The 19,566-nt window shown below is 49.5% G+C and carries 12 protein-coding genes; 8 read left to right on the top strand and 4 right to left on the bottom strand.

The genetic code is table 11. The annotated features are described in order from the left end of the window. Positions 1–180: 180 nt before the first annotated feature. From ABGV42_RS08145 to ABGV42_RS08130, 4 genes are all read left to right on the top strand, one after another. Positions 181–5,394, top strand: coding sequence for an S-layer homology domain-containing protein (locus ABGV42_RS08145; RefSeq protein ID WP_347381224.1), 5,214 nt, complete (start codon positions 181–183; stop codon positions 5,392–5,394). A gap of 255 nt (positions 5,395–5,649) precedes the next feature. After that, the gene (locus ABGV42_RS08140) at positions 5,650–7,485 is read left to right on the top strand and encodes an assimilatory sulfite reductase (NADPH) flavoprotein subunit (protein WP_347383179.1); all 1,836 of its coding nucleotides are present in this window, start codon (positions 5,650–5,652) and stop codon (positions 7,483–7,485) included. Between the two features lie 51 nt (positions 7,486–7,536). Continuing rightward, a complete protein-coding gene (cysI, locus tag ABGV42_RS08135; protein WP_347381223.1) occupies positions 7,537–9,258 on the top strand; it encodes an assimilatory sulfite reductase (NADPH) hemoprotein subunit in 1,722 nt (573 codons plus the stop codon). A gap of 284 nt (positions 9,259–9,542) precedes the next feature. Further along, positions 9,543–10,259 (top strand): YebC/PmpR family DNA-binding transcriptional regulator, encoded by a 717-nt coding sequence (locus tag ABGV42_RS08130; RefSeq protein WP_347383178.1) that lies wholly within the window; start codon positions 9,543–9,545, stop codon positions 10,257–10,259. 87 nt (positions 10,260–10,346) lie between these two features. On the opposite strand, the gene ABGV42_RS08125 is transcribed toward ABGV42_RS08130, so the two are convergent. From ABGV42_RS08125 to ABGV42_RS08110, 4 genes are all read right to left on the bottom strand, one after another. Next, on the bottom strand, positions 10,347–10,832 hold the full coding sequence (locus ABGV42_RS08125; protein WP_347383177.1) for a DMT family transporter: 486 nt from the start codon (positions 10,830–10,832) through the stop codon (positions 10,347–10,349). Positions 10,833–10,849: 17 nt separating this feature from the next. Then, a complete protein-coding gene (locus ABGV42_RS08120) occupies positions 10,850–11,548 on the bottom strand; it encodes a Crp/Fnr family transcriptional regulator (protein ID WP_347381222.1) in 699 nt (232 codons plus the stop codon). Positions 11,549–11,594: 46 nt separating this feature from the next. Continuing rightward, positions 11,595–12,020, bottom strand: a complete 426-nt coding sequence (locus ABGV42_RS08115; protein WP_347381221.1) for a DMT family transporter — start codon at positions 12,018–12,020, stop codon at positions 11,595–11,597. Positions 12,021–12,271: 251 nt separating this feature from the next. Continuing rightward, a complete protein-coding gene (locus ABGV42_RS08110) occupies positions 12,272–13,069 on the bottom strand; it encodes a Nif3-like dinuclear metal center hexameric protein (RefSeq protein WP_347381220.1) in 798 nt (265 codons plus the stop codon). A 381-nt stretch (positions 13,070–13,450) separates the two neighbouring features. On the opposite strand from ABGV42_RS08110, the gene ABGV42_RS08105 reads away from it, so the two are divergent. From ABGV42_RS08105 to ABGV42_RS08090, 4 genes are all read left to right on the top strand, one after another. Then, complete coding sequence (locus tag ABGV42_RS08105) at positions 13,451–14,044, top strand: biliverdin-producing heme oxygenase (RefSeq protein WP_347381219.1); 594 nt, start codon at positions 13,451–13,453, stop codon at positions 14,042–14,044. A gap of 169 nt (positions 14,045–14,213) precedes the next feature. After that, positions 14,214–15,803, top strand: coding sequence for a TerB N-terminal domain-containing protein (locus tag ABGV42_RS08100; protein WP_347381218.1), 1,590 nt, complete (start codon positions 14,214–14,216; stop codon positions 15,801–15,803). Between the two features lie 8 nt (positions 15,804–15,811). Continuing rightward, on the top strand, positions 15,812–17,155 hold the full coding sequence (locus ABGV42_RS08095) for an ATP-binding protein (RefSeq protein ID WP_347381217.1): 1,344 nt from the start codon (positions 15,812–15,814) through the stop codon (positions 17,153–17,155). After that, positions 17,152–19,359, top strand: coding sequence for a DEAD/DEAH box helicase (locus tag ABGV42_RS08090; protein ID WP_347381216.1), 2,208 nt, complete (start codon positions 17,152–17,154; stop codon positions 19,357–19,359). The genes ABGV42_RS08095 and ABGV42_RS08090 overlap by 4 nt, the downstream gene beginning before the upstream one ends. The last annotated feature ends 207 nt before the right edge of the window (positions 19,360–19,566 follow it).

Raw genomic sequence — 19,566 nt, 5'->3', positions numbered from 1 at the left:
TGGGATCATTGCACTAGAAGGGGAGACGGGTCTTTTTTTGCGCTCTAATGAAACCGATTTCATTACACGAAGGAGGTGAAACGTCATACCGCACGCTGGTTACTCAGGATAGGCCGGACATCAACACCGTGCCATTAAAAACCATGCTTTCATTTTCCAAGGCAAAGGAGAGAATGGATATTGGATAAACTCAGAAAATCGTTGATATTCATGTTATCTGCTACGCTCGTGTTGTCTTCCGGACCATTGATGCTGCCAGACAAGACATATGCTGATGCTTACAGCATGCCCGTTACGCTGCTGCAGGACGATTTTTCCGACGGGGATTACGTGGCATCACCCGCATGGAACGTAAGCTCAGGTCTATGGGAGGTCAGCGCGGACCCAACGGATGCATCCAACTATACGCTTTTTCAGAGTGATACCGGGGAAGGCATCATTTCCACGGGTGACATCATGTCCGACATGACGGTATCCATGCGTTTTTACACAGGAGATGGTCAGGGATATCCAGGGATTTTGCCAAGGTTTCAGGATAAAAGCAATTTTTATTATTTTCAAATGCAGGTTCCCGCCAATAAACTCGTCTTCTCCAAACGGGTGAATGGAGCGGATACAACCTTAAAGTCAGTGGACTATACTTTTTCTAAACATACGTGGTATACGCTAAAAATAGTGCTGTCAGGCACGTCCATTCGCGGGTACATCGTCGAAAATGGAGCAAATCGGTTAGTATTCGATCTGATCGATACTACATACGGTGCGGGCAGCATCGGTATTCGCAATCGCTGGCAGTCGGTTCATGCAGATGACGTGATCATCACCGAGCCGCCGCCAGGAAACGATGTTGTGCTCTCAACCCATGGTCAGACGGCGTCCTCGGTCTCCCTGCAATGGACCGAGACAGCAGGCGCGACAAGCTATCGTCTGTATCGCTCCTCCGCACCTGAAGGGGGATATTCCCTGGTGACTGACACCGGATCATTAGGTTATGTAGACGAGGGACTGAGTACCGACTCGGTGTATTATTACAAGCTCGCCTACGAATACGGGGGAATGACCGAATCATTATGGTCGGCACCGCTTGAGGTTCGGACGGCAGCTACCGCACCGCAGGCTCCAGGTGAACTGAAGGCCTCGGCTCTCAATGCATCCAGCGTGAAATTGTCTTGGCCAGCTGTGGATAAGGCAACCGGCTACCGCATCGTTCGCTCCGACGTGGGGAGTGAGCAATATGAGCAGGTGTACGAAGGCCAGGCGCTCACTTACATGGATCAAGGTCTTGCATCAGGCCAAGGCTACAGCTATCGCGTAACGGCCTATAACGGTGCCGGAGAGTCCGAATTTACAGCGGCAGAGGTGACAACGTACCAGATGGACTCTCCCGCCGAATTTACCGTTTCGGCCGTGACCGATACGTCGATTGCCCTCGGATGGAATGCGCTGCCTGGTTCCGAAGTAACGTATTCCGTATCCAGGGCCACCAGTGCAGGTGGTACGTATCAGCAGGTCTATAGCGGTGATGATAACACGTTTAACGATAGTGGCCTGACGATGGGCACAGGATATTATTATATCCTTCAGGCAACAGTGGATGGCGTCCCTTCTCCTGCATCTGCACCGCTGAGCGCTGCCACAATCCGCACGAGCTTTACACCGGGGCAGTTATGGCCGGATCTGGGTGGCAAGCCCATCGACGCGCATGGAGCAGGCTTTTTCTACGATGAGCAGACAGAAAAGTATTACTGGTATGGTGAATACCATACGGGAGGTTGGCCAGCCGTTGGGGTCCGCGTGTATTCCTCGACAGATCTGCTGAACTGGACGGATGAAGGCATGGCACTCACGATGATTCAATCCATGGATGATTTCGAGAATGACCCGCTGATTTCCAAGTTGTATGAAGGACGTGAAGATAGGGTAGACATTTGGGCCGATATCCGCAGAGGGCGGATCATTGAACGGCCGAAGGTGATCTATAACGACAAAACGAAAAAGTACGTTATGTGGGCCCACATGGACGGAGATAAGGATCCCTACAACGATAATGCCAATTATGGAAAGGCACAGGCTGGTTATGCCATTAGTGATTCCCCAACGGGGCCGTTCGTTTACCAGAAGAGCTACCGGATGGACAGAGCTCCGGAAGGGGAAAAGGATTACCAGCCGGGCAATCCGGGCATGGCCCGGGACATGACGCTGTTTAAGGACGATGACGGTACGGCATACCTGATCTACTCCAGTGAGGAAAACCTGACACTGTATATTTCCAAACTGAACGAAGATTACAGCGATGTAACAGGTTGGCATAAGCAAGGTCTCACGGATGAGAAAGGCAATCCGGTGCGTGATTCCACCTATCAGGCGGAATATGGTGTCGATTACGTGAGAGTATTCCCGGGTGGACAACGAGAGGCGCCCGCCATGTTCAAGTATCAGGGCAAATATTACATTTTGACCTCCGGTGCGTCAGGGTGGTCCCCGAACGAAAACAAGGTGACCGTGGCGGACAACATTTTTGGTCCATGGTCCACGATGACAAATCCGTTTATACGTACACTGCCGAGCGATCCTGATCCAGGCAAGGCGTTCGGCACGCAGACCACATCGGTTATTCCGGTTGACCCGGAAAAAGGAAAATTCATTTACGTGGGAGATACGTGGAACGGTGGGGATTTCTCAAATGATGGGGCAAAGTACGTATTCTTGCCGATTGAGTTTGGCATAGGCTCCGACATTGCAATTCGATGGTACGACAGCTGGACACCCGATCTGCTGAATTCAATGGGCAAGGTGGACATCGCCGACCCGCTGCCTGAAGCCGTGCCTCTCGGGAAAGTGCCTTCTTTACCAACAACGGTTAACGTGCGGGACGGGGAGGCGCTTGTGCCGACACCAGCGGTATGGACGGTGGATAACCGGGCCATCACGGCAGGGGATTTTGCCAAACCGGGACCGGTCACGCTGCAGGTAACGACACCGGAGTACGGGAATAAGAAACAAGCAGTTCGTGTATATGTCATACCGGAGAATGCACTCTATTTTGTGAACAGCGGTGGCTATGAAACGGCTGATTATAAGCTTATGGGTTCTTATATGAAAAGTTCGCTTGCCAATCCGGGAACGGCTGATCAGATGTATGCGCCGGCGGAAGGGCGAAATTGGGGTTATGTTACTGCCGATGCATTACCATCCGGTTCAGCTGGCGGGGATATCTACTCGACCGTGCGCTATTTGAACGGTGGCAATGTGAGCAATTCGCCAAAGGGCAGCGATCTTACCTACACTTTTGAAGTACCGAATGGAACTTATGATGTGTACGCAGGCTTCAACGATCCATGGACCAATACGTCCCGCAGGGCGAACTTCCTGATTAATGGCAATAACACAGGGCCGGTGACGTACACCCCTGCTAATGTTAGAGCTCATACAGGTATAGTAGTTACGGAGAATAAGCTTGAACTGACAGTGCGCAATACGGCATCACAGGACCCGCTGATCAGCTGGATCGTAATCGCCAAACCCGATGCACCACCACCGATAGACAACAACGCCGGGCTGAATGCCGAAATATCGGATGCAACGAGTGCTACCATTCGTTGGGATGCTCAGCTAGGTGCGGCAAGTTATAAGCTCTACCGTTCGAACAAGGAGCAGGGCGAGTATAATGTCGTTTACAGCGGCAGTCTGCGGGAATATACCGACAGCGGGCTACATCTTGGCACCGATTATTATTACAAAGTGGAGGCTTTTGACGCGTCAGGGCATACCATTCGTGGTTTATCCTCTGCTTATCTAGTGCGTACGGCCGAAGAGGCCGCTGCCGATGTGGCTGCACGCATTACAACACTGGAGCAGCCATCTGCAGGTGCCAAGAAGCTGAACCTGCCGGTCGTACCGCAAGGTTTTACAGTAAAGATCACTGCCAGCTCGTTACCATCTGTCATTCAAACGGATGGAACAATCGTTCCGCCATCCAAGGAAACAACGGTAACACTGGAGCTGGAGGTTACTCGAACCTCGGATGACAGAAAAGCCATGACCAAGCCGTTAACGGTGAACGTACCCGCTTATACGCCTTCCCCAGGTGGCTCAGGCTCCGATGGTTCGGGTGGCAGTTCAGGTGGGAATTCAAACGGAGGTTCAAGCCAATCCGGAGGACAACCGGGGCCCGGTACTCCGGCGGCAGGGAATTCTTCGCCACAACTTAAACCGCAAAAAGACCGTTCCATCCTTGAGTTACAAGGTGTGGTTGACAAGGATGGGGTAGTGCAGACGAAAGTGAATGCTTCTGTAATCCAAGAAGCCTTCAAAGTTGCACCTCCTACAGGTAGTGCCGGTATCCGTCTGATCGAACTTCGGCAGAAGCCAGTCACAGGGGCAAGCGCTTATGAAGTGTCCCTGCCAGCCTCGGCGTTGGCTGATCAAGGGGAATCGCATGTGTTCCATATCGTTACGGAATTTGGGACATTGGAGCTTCCTGTGACGCTTCGAACAGAAGATTTAGCGGGCCACGAGATGGCTAAAGTACGTTTGATCCGTGTGGAGCTGCCAAAAACAGCCGCCGAGAAACTCGGAACGCAGCACGGAGTCCGGCTTGAACTCAATCTGGACGGAGATCCTTGGCCAGGGACACATAATCTGAAGCTTCATCTGCCTTATAAAACAATACAAGGTTCAGAGTCAGATAGAATTGTAGCGTTTGCCCTGAATGCGAATCATTTGGCAACCCCGTTGCCACCAAGCCGTTATGATCAAGAGAAGGGGGAAGTCGCCTTCCCTGTGACGTCTGGAGCAGGCAGTTATGCCGTAGCCTTCGATCAGCAGGAATTCGCAGATCTGGCCGATGTACCATGGGCCAAAAAAGCAATGGAGGCACTGGCTGTCCGAGGCGTCATTGATGCAACGGTAAGCGGCAACGCAAGTCAATTACATCCGAAACAGGAGATGACGCGCGGCCAATACGTGCAGTGGCTGATTACGGCACTTGGCTTGAACGCTTCGCCTGATATTCCGTTCTCGGATGTCAGCCCGGACGCTTCGTACTACGAAGCGGTTACTATCGCTCGCTCGCTTGGCATCACGAGCGGTGCCGGGGATGGGCGGTTTAAGCCTGAAGCCATCATCAACCGCCAGGAAATGATGACGCTAACGGTAAGAGCTTTGGGCGTGGCTGGGCTGGTCGAGCCCAAATCGGCTTCCACGGATAGCCTTGCTCGCTTCCGCGACGCTTCTGTAATCCGTTCATATGCCTGGGACAGTGTGGCCTTACTTGTGGATTTAGGCATCGCCCGCGGGTACAACAGCGAGGTGAAGCCGCTTGCCGAGGCGACCCGTGCCGAATCGGCTGCGCTTTTGTACGCAATGATGGACAAATTGGTGTGGCCTAACTGACGAAAACAATATAGCTCAGTGTAAGGAAAAGAAGGCTTACTATGACCTGGATTGAAGGACATAGTAAGCCTTTTTTGCATGACCATAAATCTAGTGAGTTCGTACATATTGTTCCTTTATCAGCGAAACTGATAAATGTTATAAAATCATTGAAATTGACCCTCAACACCCGGTGTGTTAGGTTCTAGAGAGTAGAAATAAATTTGATCATTTTAGTAGGAATTAAAATCGAAGCAATGCGCGAGGTGGCAAATGGTGGAACTTCAAGTGACAAACAGCCCTTTTAATCAGGAACAGGTTGAGCTGCTCAACCGTCTTATTCCTACATTGAACGATGCACAAAAGACTTGGCTTAGCGGATATTTAACAGCTATTCAGGGGAACGCAGCAGTAGCGGCCGGAACAGGCGCAGCACCAAACGTACAAGCGGAAGCGGTATCGGCTGTCAGTGTACCTCCGGCTTCCCGGGAAGTAACGGTACTCTACGGATCCCAAACGGGAAATTCCAGCGGATTATCCAAGAAGCTGGCTAAGAAACTGGAGGAGCAAGGCCTTCAGGTGACGTTATCGGCCATGGGAGATTTCAAACCGAACGGACTGAAAAAAATCGAGAATCTGCTCATTGTTGTCAGTACTCACGGTGAAGGCGAGCCGCCGGATAATGCGATTCCGCTTCATGAGTTCCTGAACAGCAAACGCGCCCCGAAGCTTGACGGATTGAAATATTCCGTGCTGGCGCTGGGAGATACTTCGTATGAGTTCTTCTGCCAGACTGGCAAAGATTTCGACCAGCGTCTGCAGGAGCTTGGTGGTACGCCAATTGTTCCTCGTGTAGACTGTGACGTTGATTTTGACGAAGCGGCAGCGGAATGGATGAATGACGTTCTTGCCTCCCTTAGCAGCACGCCAGCAACTGCGGGTAACATATCCAGCGAAGCTGTTGTCGCTGCGGTAAGTGGCGGGGAATCCGAGTACAACCGGACCAATCCATTCAAGGCAGAAGTGCTGGAGAATCTCAATCTGAACGGCAGGGGATCGGACCGGGAGACACGACATATCGAATTGTCTTTGGAAGGTTCCAATCTGGACTATGAGCCAGGAGACAGCCTGGGCGTATTCCCGGAAAATCATCCTCGTCTTGTGAATGAGCTCATTGCAGCCATGGGATGGAATGCAGATGAACGTGTAACGGTGAACAAATCAGGTGAGCAGGTATCGGTATATGAAGCATTGCTTCGCTATTTCGAAATTACGGCTGTAACCAAACCGGTAGCTCAGGAGCTTGCAAAACTAAGTCCTGACAGCGGACTTGCGAATTTGCTGGCGAATGACGCCGAGTTCCGCAATGTCATGAACAGCTGCGATCTGCTGGATCTGGTACAGGATTATAATCTGAAGGGCATACCCGCTGGGGAATTTGTAGCCGTTCTTCGCAAAATTCCTGCACGCTTATACTCCATCGCCAGCAGTTCGAAGTCATTCCCGGATGAAGTACACCTTACGGTGCGCACGGTACGCTACGAAGCGCGCGGAAGAGAGCGTTACGGCGTATGCTCGGTGCATCTGGCAGAGCGTATTGAAGCAGGAGACAGACTGCCCGTATACATTCAGCATAATCCGAACTTCAAATTGCCGGAGAACCCCGATGCACCAATCATTATGATTGGGCCTGGAACGGGTGTGGCCCCATTCAGATCGTTCCTGGGTGAGCGCGAGGAAACGGGAGCCGAGGGCAAAACGTGGTTGTTCTATGGGGATCAGCATTTCCTTACGGATTTCCTCTACCAAACCGAGTGGCAGCGCTGGCTCAAAGATGGCGTGCTCACCAAGATGGACGTAGCGTTCTCTCGTGATACCGAGCACAAAGTATATGTTCAGCACCGGATGCTGGAGAACAGCAAAGAGCTGTATCAATGGCTTCAGGAAGGCGCAGTCATCTATGTATGCGGTGATGAGAAAAAGATGGCGCATGATGTTCATGGTGCACTTGCTACCATTCTTGAACAAGAGGGCGGTTTGACTTCTGAGCAGGCCTTGGAGTATCTGACTAGGTTGCAACAGGAAAAACGTTATCAGCGGGACGTGTATTAATTCGGAAATATCTGATTAAGGCATCCCGCAGAGACGAGAGGAGAAAGCAGCATGGCTTATAATAACTTACTGAATCCGCAGCGCACAAACAGCGATGTGGAAGATATAAAGATCAAAAGCGATTACTTGCGCGGCAGTCTCACCGAAACGCTGGCCGACCGCATTAGCGGTTCGATTCCGGAGGATGACAACCGGCTGATGAAACATCACGGAAGCTATATGCAGGATGACCGTGACCTGCGCAACGAACGAAACAAGTCGAAGCTTGAGCCTGCTTACCAGTTTATGCTGCGTGTACGAGCCTCTGGCGGAATTGTAACTCCTGAGCAATGGCTCATGATGGACCGTGTGGCTCATAAATATGCGAACGGAACGATTCGCCTGACTACACGTCAGTCTTTTCAGCTCCATGGTGTATTGAAATGGGATCTCAAAAATACGATCCGTGAAGTGAACGATTCCCTGCTGAGCACACTTGCGGCATGCGGAGACGTGAATCGGAACGTGATGTGCAACCCGAACCCCAATCAGTCCGATGTGCACGCAGAAGTATATGAGTGGGCTTGTCAGGTAAGCAACCATCTGGATCCACGTACTCGGGCATATCATGAGTTGTGGCTGGACGGGGAGAAAGTGATTGATACTGGAGCCAGTGACGAAGAAGTGGAACCGATCTACGGCAAAGTATATTTGCCGCGGAAGTTCAAGATCGGGATTGCGGTTCCACCATCGAATGATGTCGATGTATTTTCGCAGGATCTAGGGTTTATCGCCATCGTTGAGAACGGCAAGCTGCAGGGTTTCAACGTGTCGGTAGGCGGCGGAATGGGGATGTCGCATGGTGATCCGAAGACATATCCGCAAGTGTCCAAAGTCATCGGCTTCTGTACACCGGAGCAAATGATTGATGTGGCGGAGAAAACGGTCACGATTCAGCGGGACTATGGAGATCGAGCAGTACGTAAGCACGCCCGTTTCAAATATACCCTTGATGATCGCGGGCTGGCCTGGTTCGTGGAGGAATTGACGAACCGATTGGGCTGGAGTTTGGAAGCCGCACGTGCTTACCATTTTGATCATAATGGAGATCGTTACGGCTGGGTCAAAGGCAGCAATGGCAGATGGCATTATACGTTGTTTATCCAAAATGGACGAGTAAAAGATATCGACGGCTATCCACTTATGACGGGATTGCGTGAAATTGCCAAGATCCATAATGGAGACTTTCGTCTGACTGCTAACCAAAACCTCATTATTGGGGACATCAGCAGCCAAAAGAAGAAAAAAATCGAAGCGCTGATTCAGCAGTATAATCTTACGGATGGCGCTCATTATTCGGCACTGCGCCGAAACTCCATGGCGTGTGTAGCACTCCCTACCTGTGGTCTTGCCATGGCGGAGTCCGAACGTTATCTGCCATCCCTGATCGACAAGCTGGAGCCAGTTCTGGATGAAGCAGGGCTGAGAGACGAAGAGATCGTCATTCGTATGACTGGATGCCCCAATGGATGCGCGCGTCCAATGCTGGCCGAGGTTTCGTTTATCGGTAAGGCTCCGGGAAAATACAATATGTATCTTGGTGGCAGCTTTACGGGTCATCGTCTTAACAAGCTCTATAAAGAAAACATTGGTGAAGCAGAGATCCTGGATACGTTGACTCCAATGGTGCATCAGTATGCGAGAGAACGTCATGAAGGTGAACATTTCGGTGATTTTGTTATTCGTGCCGGTTATGTGCCTGAAGTGCTGGACGGCCAGCAGTTTCATGCCTGATTAATCGTTTGTTCGAAGAGCATTCCCTGTGGGAGTGCTCTTTGTGCTAGATTCATTGATCTTCTGGCATCCGGCAAAGCCCTTCATACTACAGGAACTGAAGATATGTAGAGTGTGCTGAGACGTTAATGAAGGGGCCAGAGGACGTTACAGCCTGCATCTGAAGGCCGTTTGCCATGCAAGATTACCATTATTTCGTCATACTGAACTTGTTGAAGCAGTCTCAACAAGATATAATAACTAGGTAGAATGCAGATTACATGTTGAAAGTGAGCGGAAACGATATGGGTCGTAAGTGGAATAATATTAAGGAAAAAAAAGCTTCAAAAGATGCAAATACAAGCCGGGTTTATGCCAAGTTCGGCGTTGAGATTTATGTAGCTGCCAAGAAGGGTGAACCAGACCCGGAGGCAAACCGTGCGTTGAAAGTCGTGCTGGAACGTGCGAAAACGTATAATGTGCCAAAAGCGATTATCGATCGCGCGATGGAAAAGGCTAAAGGCAGCGGGGATGAGAACTATGAAGAGCTGCGTTATGAAGGCTTCGGACCGAATGGTGCGATGGTTATCGTGGATGCACTCACCAACAATGTGAACCGGACAGCTCCTGAAGTTCGCTCCGCTTTTAACAAAAACGGCGGAAACATGGGTGTCAGCGGTTCTGTTGCTTACATGTTCGATCCAACGGCGGTCATCGGCGTAGAAGGCAAAAACTCTGAAGAAGTGCTAGAAATCCTGCTTGAAGCAGACGTGGATGTACGGGATATCGTGGATGAGGATGAAGCTGTGATCGTATACGCGGAGCCAGACCAATTCCATGCGGTACAGGAAGCTTTCAAAGCTGCTGGCGTGACCGAGTTCACCGTTGCCGAGCTGACGATGCTGGCGCAAAACCATATTGAACTTCCCGAGGATGCACAGGCTCAATTCGAAAAATTGATTGATGCCCTAGAAGACCTTGAAGATGTTCAGCAGGTGTACCACAACGTAGAGTTCGTATAAGATTACGTTCAAATGCTCGGGTCTATTGAAAAGAGAGTGTCCAACCCATCTTGCTGATGCTGGACACTCTCTTTTTTGCATGCGTTATTAAGAATCGGACCGAAGAGCCCCGCGAGTTTTCTCCGATTTTTTGTTCTGACTGCCGCCAAATTTAAATAATACGATCCCACCGACGATTACAAGCACGCCGAACAGCTGATTCCAGGAGAAGGGGATCTTCTCCAGTCCGAGCCAACCCATCGAATCAAACAACAGGGCAAAACTCAGCTGAGAGGTCAGAACAATGGATATGGCAAAGGTAGGCCCGAGCAGCTTCATTCCCTGAACGAGACAGAATACGACGCCTACACCGATAGCACCACTTACCCAGTACCATGGCTGCATGTGTTGGAAGCTGAACGTGTTTTTGCCTTCCACCAGCAACGAAATCAGGAAAGAGGCAATAAATCCGGTGAAAAGAACCATCGTTGTCGTAGACCATGACCCGGTCTTTTCATTGACTTTACTATTAAAAACGGTTTGCAGACTGACAAGTGAGCCTGCAAGTAATGCGAGCAATATACCCGTAACGATCATCGGTTGTAAACTCCTTATTCATAAATGTTGTGACCCGCGATGTGACGCAAACCGGCTCGATCCTTGACCTGAATAAATCCTTGATTGCGTTCAATAAACCCGTCTGTACATAGCTTCTGAATGACCCGGTTTAGATGCCGGTAGCTTGTACCGATCAGGTTGGCGATGTCGGTCAGATTGAACGAATCCAGTCCTTCATGTACGACTGTACCTGCTTCCTCGGTGGAGATGGACAGCAGGTAGCTGGCTAAACGGACCTCGACCGGATACATCAGGTTAAAGCTCGAAAAGTTCGAATCGATATAGAACTTATGAGAAATGATCTTTAGCAAAAATTTAAGCAATGGGGCATAGTCGCCTGCATGTTCGGCCAGGTGCCGGTAGTGGATACGCAGCATGACAACAGGCGTGACAGCCTGCACGGTATTAATGATATGGCTTTCCCGGACATACTCCACGTCCCCAACAACTTCAAGTGGTGTTTTGAAGCAGAGCACGAGAGTTTTGTCCTGGGCGGACGTGGTAAAAATCTTGATTTTGCCTTCCACCAGCACATATAAGTATTCCGATGCTCCACCCTGGCGGCAAATCAATTCACATTTTTCAAAATGACATACGGTCATCAATGGACGCAGGGGCTCGGAAAATACGGTTTCGAGCTGGTACTGCTTCAAGTAGTGCAACAATTGATTTTCATCATGGACTTCTTCCATAAAGAACTTCGCCCCCGACCTGTTCTTGTGCAAACTAAAAAGGAACCTACAGTTTCATAATAACAACACCCGTAATCATGAGTGCTATGCCTAGAAATTGCGGCAGCTTCATCTTCTGCTTCACTACACCAAACCACCCGTTGCTGTCGACCAGAAACGTCAGGAACAGCTGTGCAATCAGCAGGGCGGAGATCGTGAAGGTTACCCCGATTTGCTGAATGGCGGACACTTCGCTGAAAATAATGACTGCACCGAAGGCGCCTCCGGCCAGGTATAGTGGTTTGACTTGCTTTAATCCCTGCAGATTGACATCACGGACAAACATCAGGATGACGGCAGCTAAGATAAAGCCGGTAAGTTGTGTAATGGTGGCGGCTTGCCACGTACCCATATCCGCACTGATTCGGGTATTGGCCACACCTTGCAGCGTAATGCAGGCACCGCCGAGTAATGCAAAAATAATTCCTTTCATGCTGTACGCTCCTTATCACTGTGTTACTTCGACTTCTATTAAATGATAGAAGTGCCCCGATCGCCAAGGACAAATGTCCTGAACTCCAAAACCATAGCAAACAGCGTACAACATTGGAGCATAAAAATCCACATGTGAGCGAAGTGGAGGTCGTACAATCTAAATATAAACAGACAGCAACTAAGGATTCTTTTCGGAGAAAAATTAAAAGAAGCCCTCTTCGCAGAGAGCGGAGATCAAGCAAAAATTAATTAAAGCACGTTATATACAGGCTGTTCTCCAACAAAGGTTACAGGCAATCCAGGTAAGTCTTCGTCAAGCCTCGTTGCGAGGAGCTTCATCCCGGAAGCCTCACTTTCGGCATGTCCCATCATGATCAGGGCCTGCTGCCTGCCTTGCTGCACAGCATCACGTATGTATTCCGGTGTTTCCCATTCGAAGCCCTCGCCCGCGATAATAAGATCCAATCGCTCGTTATGCAGTAGAGGGATAGTTAGATTCCCATTACCGCGAAAACCAACCAATACGGCTGCACGTTGGCATGTCATCTCCAAATTGCCAGCAACGCGCACATATTTAATATTTAGTGTCCGTTTGATATGTTCTGCAATCTGCTGAACCGTGAAGTTATGATCGAAGTAAAGAATGTCTGCTTCCAGCTTCCTTTGCTCAAGGAAGGATGTCCATCCCAATGCCTGAACCAGACCTTCATTGATGCCGTCGGGTTGAACTTGATGAATGGAATCATGACAGCGATAGATGGCAATTCCGGCTTCATCAATGAGGTTACGCTTGGCCTGATAAACAGGGTCTTCGGTTAACCATTTCGTATGACTATGGTGGTTATAGAAGGGAGATTCATGAGCGATGATCAGATTGGCCCCCTGTTGTACCGCTTGTTCAATGACCTGCTGAGTAGGCATGAATGCAACAACAACACCAGTGACGAGTTGATCCATCGATCCGCTAATTAACTGATCCACGGTGTTATCCCGCAATTCAACATGAGCAGTCAAATGATGTATAATATCTTGAACGGTTATCTCCATGAATATGATACCTCCAATGACAGAATATATTCCCAGTGTATCATTTTGAAGATGTGCCATCATTAAGTTTGACCAATGAAATGAATAGTTTTTAAATTAAAGGTGGCTCCCGGCAAGCATAATGTAAGGGGCCCATTTTACTTATTAAATAAGTAGTATAGGCAGTTAATGAGGAACACGAACGTACACTAACAACGGTATACACCTTTTAATTGGTAAAGGGACGGAGGCAAGTAGTTTTCTCTCACGAGAAAAAGTATACTTACATAGAGTCTTTATCTGGATTTGTTGGCGCATCCAATTTAACCTACACTAAACAGATCATATTGATTTTTATTTAGTTTTAATTTGATGAACGAAGAAGAGAAAGGTGATGATTGCATGACAGCCAGTACCATTATGGAACGTCTGAAGAGTGAGACAGCTCATTATCACAGACAAGTGGAACAGAACGACTATGCGAAGGCTATTATGAGTCAAACCGTGAGCTTAGATGAGTATAAGGAATATTTAGAGAAATTTTACGGCTTCCTAAAACCATTGGAAGAACAAGCACTAGAGCAGCCGTTTTGGGAGAACACCGGACTGGACTACGGGATTCGGGGCAAAGCTACCTTACTTGAAAACGATTTGCGTAACTTAGGTTCCAGTGATGACGATCTCAAGCAGCTGCCAAGATGTGAGGAATTGCCGGATATATCTTCGCCTGCACGATTGTTTGGCTATCTGTACGTCATTGAAGGGTCTGCCAATGGAGGCCAGATCATAACCAAACGTCTTTCACAGTTTTTGCCGATTGAAGCAGGCCGGGGGCTTGAATATTTCAACGCTTATGGTTCGGAAACCCGAACCAGATGGGCCGAATTCATGGAACAGCTGGCTCAATTCGCACACAGCGAGGAAGAACAAGACGTAATGGTTCATACTGCATCGGAAACATTCCGGCTGCTTGACCAATGGATTAATACCAAATGAGATATATAAATTAGGGTGGCGTTTGAACTGGAGATCAGTTTGAGCGTCATTCTTTCTTTTTTTTGAAAAATGTATTCCCGTCGCCATTGTCACAGGACAAGTGCTATAATGATGCATATGGATACACTTGTTCGTATGATGTATATGAAGGATGGTGAAACAGAGTTCAATGAAAGACCATTCAAGACAGTTGGAATTTATGGAGATTGATCTGACCGAAGAGCCAACTTCGGCTGTTCCGGTGCCTGAACGTTCAACAATTCCTCATAGGCAATTTCATTCAGGCCAGGCTGGCGGTGGGATATTGTCTTCGGAAAAGCGATTTGTGGAAGAGGCACGGCAGCTTGAAGAAACGGAGGGAGATCCTGCTCCGTTTGTTCCCTTTATGAGCTACTGGCCGACTTACGGTGTCATGAACGAGTCCCAGCGTCAGTGGTACTTGTACTGGAGGTCGGAAGTCAGGCAAGGGCGATTCCCGGATACGGATCTGTCGTACCTGTTTGTTCATACGTATGAGCTGATTAACGGAGTAGGATGGAAAGATCCTCAAGCAGGCTACAATCAACTGAAGCAGTTATGGATACATTACCGTGCCCGGAATCCGCAGCTGGACGTGTATATGCAGGAATGGCTCTTGGATTACATGCTGGTTCATCATCTGGATCTGCCTTTGTCCGAGATCTTGGACATCACAAGCGGGTATCTTCCCGCCGAGATACAGGATATGGAGATGCATCGGATTTTGCAAAATCGCATCTCCGACGTTTCGCTGAATCTGCTGCGGCGATATTACGACTATGACATCACGCTCAGCAAATTTTACAGGGATGGTGGCCAGGAAGTTCTCGAAAAAGTTATTCCCAAGGTCATGGTGCTCGCTGATGCTTATCTGCTGCGTACACGTCAGGCAGGGATCGCGGACCAATTTATACAGGATAACGTTAGAACGACGGAGCGGGTGCTGTTTCGCAAAGCGGTATATGACGATACCCTCTACGGGAAAACAGTACCGTTATCCTATGTTCCCGTTGGAGAAAATTCGGATTTTGTACAATTGGTGACACGCATATTTCGATGTACCGAAAACAAGTGTCGTGAGCAGCTCGGTTTCAGAGGCCGATTGCGCGGAAAGACTTTGGAACCTGAACTGGCAGGCTTGATCGAGCGTTATCTGGATAAGGTTTTTGCTGCGGAACAAGCAGAAGCTGCCGAGAGGCCAATGATTCGAATAGATGCGGAGAAATTGACGTCATTACAGCAGGAGAGCGAATATGTCCGCAAGGCTTTAACAATTGAGGAGGATGTCGTCGTTTCGGGACATGAAGCGGTTCCTTCTGACTATCAAGCTGCGGTTGAGGGAGAAGCAAGCGAAACTTTAAACGACATGACTGGGCTGGGAGAGGCCCTTACTCTCGAACTAAAGGCGGACAAGTCGTTAGCTGCAAATGCTCAAGCGAGCGGGACGAGTGATACTTTATCCCGTTTGCAGTGGGAGGAAGCGGCAGTTGGGGAATTGGATGAGGAATGGCTCCACTTGGCGGAGAAGCTCGCTCCTCAGCATGTGCTGACCATTCATGCTCTGCTCGGTGACGAGCCTGATACCGAACTGAATCGTGTGGCCGAACAATACGGAACGATGCCTGCACTTCTGCTTGATGAAGTTAACGATCTGGCTATGGAAACCATCGGTGACCTGCTGATCGACAGTGACCGGATTGTTTCTGAATATATGAATGTATTTGAACATGTGAAGAGGTGAGAGGACAAGTGACAGATCTAAAAATACCGAAACGGCTGACCACCGCACTGGTGAATTCATTGACAGCTGGCGTTGTTCCGCGAATCGGATTGGAGCAGATTGCCGTCGGCCGCAAGCCCGAAGTGGACGCGATATTGCGTGATTTGGATAACATTGCCGAAGGCGGAGCTGCGTTTAAGCTTATTACTGGAAGGTACGGCAGCGGGAAAAGCTTTCTTTTACAAATGATTCGCAACTATGCGATGGACCGGGAATTCGTTGTAGCAGACGCAGACCTGTCACCAGAGCGCAGATTGGTAGGTACCAAAGGTCAAGGACTCGCAACGTACCGTGAGCTGATGACCCGTCTGTCCACACGCACACGCCCGGATGGCGGAGCCCTTGAACCGATCCTGCAGAAGTGGATTGCTGCCTTGCAGCAGCAAACGATGCAGAACCAGGGTCTGCGTCCTGATGATCCTGCCCTGCCGTCAGAGGTGGAGAAGCAGATTTACGCGGTCACGAACGCAATGCAGAACCTGGTGCACGGCTTTGATTTTGCCAAAGTTCTTGCTTCGTACTGGAACGGATACAAGCTGGGAGATGATGATCGTAAACAGGCTGCGCTTCGCTGGCTCAGAGGGGAGTATGCTACCAAGACGGAAGCCAAAAAGGAGCTTGCTGTCGGTGTGATCATCGATGATGACAACTGGTATGATTATTTCAAATTATGGTCGGAGTTTACGGCACGGATTGGTTATAAAGGCTTGCTGCTCTTTATTGATGAAGCGGTGAATTTGTACAAAATTACCAACAGTATCTCCCGGCAAAGCAATTATGAGAAGCTGCTGACCATGTTTAATGACACAATGCAGGGCAAGGCGGAGCACCTGGGCATATTTGTCGGCGGTACGCCGCAATTTGTGGAGGATGAGAGACGTGGATTGTTCAGTTATGAGGCGCTTCGTTCCAGACTGATCGATGGGCGGTATGCAGCGAGAGAATATGCGAATTATACAGGACCTATTCTGAAGCTTGCGATGTTATCCCATGAAGAGATTCTCATCCTACTGCAGAAGCTGCGTCAGATTCATGCCCTTCATTTTGGCTATAGTGCCAGCTTGACCGATGAAGATCTGGTTGATTTCATGCAAACGGCGGTGAAACGTCTCGGGGCGGATGAGCTGTTAACGACCCGTGAAGTGGTGAGAGATTTTATGGATGTGCTGCATACGCTCCACCAGAATCCGGAAGTGACCTATGCCCAATTGCTTGGTGAACGGGCATCCGAGTCGCAGAATGGCGGAAAAGGGACAGCTGCATCATCTGCTCCAGATGAGATGGACGATTTTTTGGCGGAATTTGAATTATGAGTGATAACCCTTTTTACAGACTGGCCCCATTTGTCCAGGAATTTATTTATAAAAAAAGATGGGATTCGCTCCGCCCTGCGCAGATTGAGGCCTGTCATATATGCTTCGACACCCCGCATCATATGCTGATTGCGGCAGGAACGGCTTCAGGCAAGACGGAGGCAGCTTTTTTTCCTGCACTGACCGAGCTGTATGAACGTCCTTCCAAATCGGTGGGCATTCTGTACATCGGACCGCTAAAGGCACTGATCAATGATCAATTTGAGCGCCTGAAGGATTTATTATCTGAGGGCAACATACCGGTGTGGCATTGGCACGGGGATGTGCCTCAAGCGGAAAAAACACGTTTGGTGCGTAATCCGTCTGGAGTGCTCCAGATTACACCGGAATCGCTCGAGGGTTTACTCATGAACCGTCCGAATGCCATACCGGCGCTGTTTCATGACTTGCGGTACGTCATTATTGATGAGGTCCATGCTTTCATGGGAGCAGATCGGGGTATTCAGGTATTGAGTGAACTGGCCCGGATTGAACGGATGGCTGGCTGCAGACCCCGCAGAGTTGGATTATCTGCGACACTGAGTGATTATGAGGCAGCAACTTCATGGCTGGCAGCCGGAACGCAGGAAGGGGTGGATGTTGTATCTTCTCCAGGCGGCCGCAAATTGCGCTTGCGGGTAGAGCATTTCTCTTTTCCTGATGCCCGGGATGAGGAGCAGGCCGAACATCTACACAATGCGCGCAAAGCCTATTACGATTTCATCTATGAGAGTACATATCGCAAAAAGGCGCTGATCTTCACTAACAGCCGGACGGATGCCGAGGTGACCATCCTTGAAATGAGGAGAGTCGCAGCACGACGAGAGGAAAGGGATGTGTTTCATGTGCATCATGGCAGCATTTCGGCCATGCTCAGAGAGGAAACCGAAGCTGCCCTGAGAACTGGCGTCGGGCCTGCAGTAGCCGCCGCAACTGTAACGCTGGAGCTGGGGATTGATCTTGGTGAATTGGAGCGGGTTGTGCAGCTCGGAGCCCCTTACAGCGCATCAAGTTTTGTCCAGCGTCTGGGGAGATCTGGAAGACGTGATGACATGGCTTCGGAAATGTTATTCGTATGTCCGGAAGAAGAGGACGAAGAAGCACAGCTTCCGGCTCGCATGCCATGGACGCTGCTGCGTGCCATTGCAGTCATAGAACTGTATGTGAAGACCAAGTGGGTCGAACCGCTTGAGGCTCGTAAAATGCCAATGGGTGTTCTCTACCATCAGACGATGAGCATGCTGAAAAGCATGGGGGAGGCAGAGCCTCGCGAACTGGCATATGCCGTGCTGTCCCTTGCGCCGTTCAGCCAGATCCGGGCCGATCAGTACCAGACTTTCCTGAATTATCTGATCGAGACGGATCATCTGCAATGGACCGAAGAACGAACATTAATCATTGGGCTGACTGGCGAGAAAACGGTGAATAATTATCGATTTTACGCAGTTTTCAAGGATGATGAGGAACACAAGGTACTGAATGGTTCAGAGGAAATCGGTTCAATCACGACGGTTCCACCACCCGGTTATTGTTTTTCGCTTGCAGGAAAGCTCTGGAAAGTGGAAGAAGTGGATCATAAACATAAAGCCGTGTATGTGAAGGCAGCCAAAGGCAAAGTGGATACCCTATGGCTTGGAGCGGGGGGTGACATTCATACGCTGGTCATTCAGAAAATGCGTGAGGTTCTGTCGGATTCAGTCATCTATCCTTATCTGTCTCCACAAGCGGTGAATCGATTGGAGCGGGCGCGCCGTTTGGCAAGGGAAAGTGGATTGCTGAAGCAGGTCGTTATTCCAGCTGGCGGTGATTCCCTATACGTTCTCCCTTGGGTGGGAAGCAAATCATTCCGAACTCTGGAACGTTTGATGAAACATAATCTGTCTGACAAGCTTGCGCTGCGTTCAGTTGTGCCCATGGAGCCGTATTATTTTGTCGTCTCCGGTAAAGTGGATGCACGTACACTGCTGACAGAGATTATGAGTGAATGCAGAACCGTTGATGATGCTTCAGGACTGCTGGCGGAGGACGAGGCGCCGTATCTTGGCAAATATGATGAATTTGTGGCTCCGCCATTGATCCGGGAAGCCTTTGCCGTGGATGGCTTGGATCTGCAAGGTTTGCAGAAGGGCTTGGAACAAACGCTGGCATGGGAATCTCCTGAATGAGATAACGCCGAAGATGGGTATTGTGCGAGGCTCTAAGCTGGCTAATTCATTTATTTGATTGCTCAGGGTTGACACCATCTCACCTGCCATGTAATATATGAAAAGTCGTCACATACGTAACATCACAAAAGCATACTTCATTTCGTATAACCTCGCAGGCCAAAAGTGTACACAGGGCGAGGGTCTCTACGGGAAGCCTATACTTCC

Origin of the sequence: Paenibacillus pabuli (assembly GCF_039831995.1) — a bacterium.
GTDB lineage: Bacteria > Bacillota > Bacilli > Paenibacillales > Paenibacillaceae > Paenibacillus > Paenibacillus pabuli_C.
The sequence above is the reverse complement of the archived record's forward strand: the minus strand, read 5'-3'. Positions and strand labels throughout refer to the sequence as shown.

Coding starts and splice junctions, on each gene's coding strand:
- cysI (WP_347381223.1), top strand. CDS start 7,537: ATGGCTTATAATAACTTACTGAATCCGCAGCGCACAAACAGCGATGTG.
- ABGV42_RS08130 (WP_347383178.1), top strand. CDS start 9,543: ATGGGTCGTAAGTGGAATAATATTAAGGAAAAAAAAGCTTCAAAAGAT.
- ABGV42_RS08120 (WP_347381222.1), bottom strand. CDS start 11,548: ATGGAAGAAGTCCATGATGAAAATCAATTGTTGCACTACTTGAAGCAG.
- ABGV42_RS08115 (WP_347381221.1), bottom strand. CDS start 12,020: ATGAAAGGAATTATTTTTGCATTACTCGGCGGTGCCTGCATTACGCTG.
- ABGV42_RS08110 (WP_347381220.1), bottom strand. CDS start 13,069: ATGGAGATAACCGTTCAAGATATTATACATCATTTGACTGCTCATGTT.
- ABGV42_RS08105 (WP_347381219.1), top strand. CDS start 13,451: ATGACAGCCAGTACCATTATGGAACGTCTGAAGAGTGAGACAGCTCAT.
- ABGV42_RS08100 (WP_347381218.1), top strand. CDS start 14,214: ATGAAAGACCATTCAAGACAGTTGGAATTTATGGAGATTGATCTGACC.
- ABGV42_RS08090 (WP_347381216.1), top strand. CDS start 17,152: ATGAGTGATAACCCTTTTTACAGACTGGCCCCATTTGTCCAGGAATTT.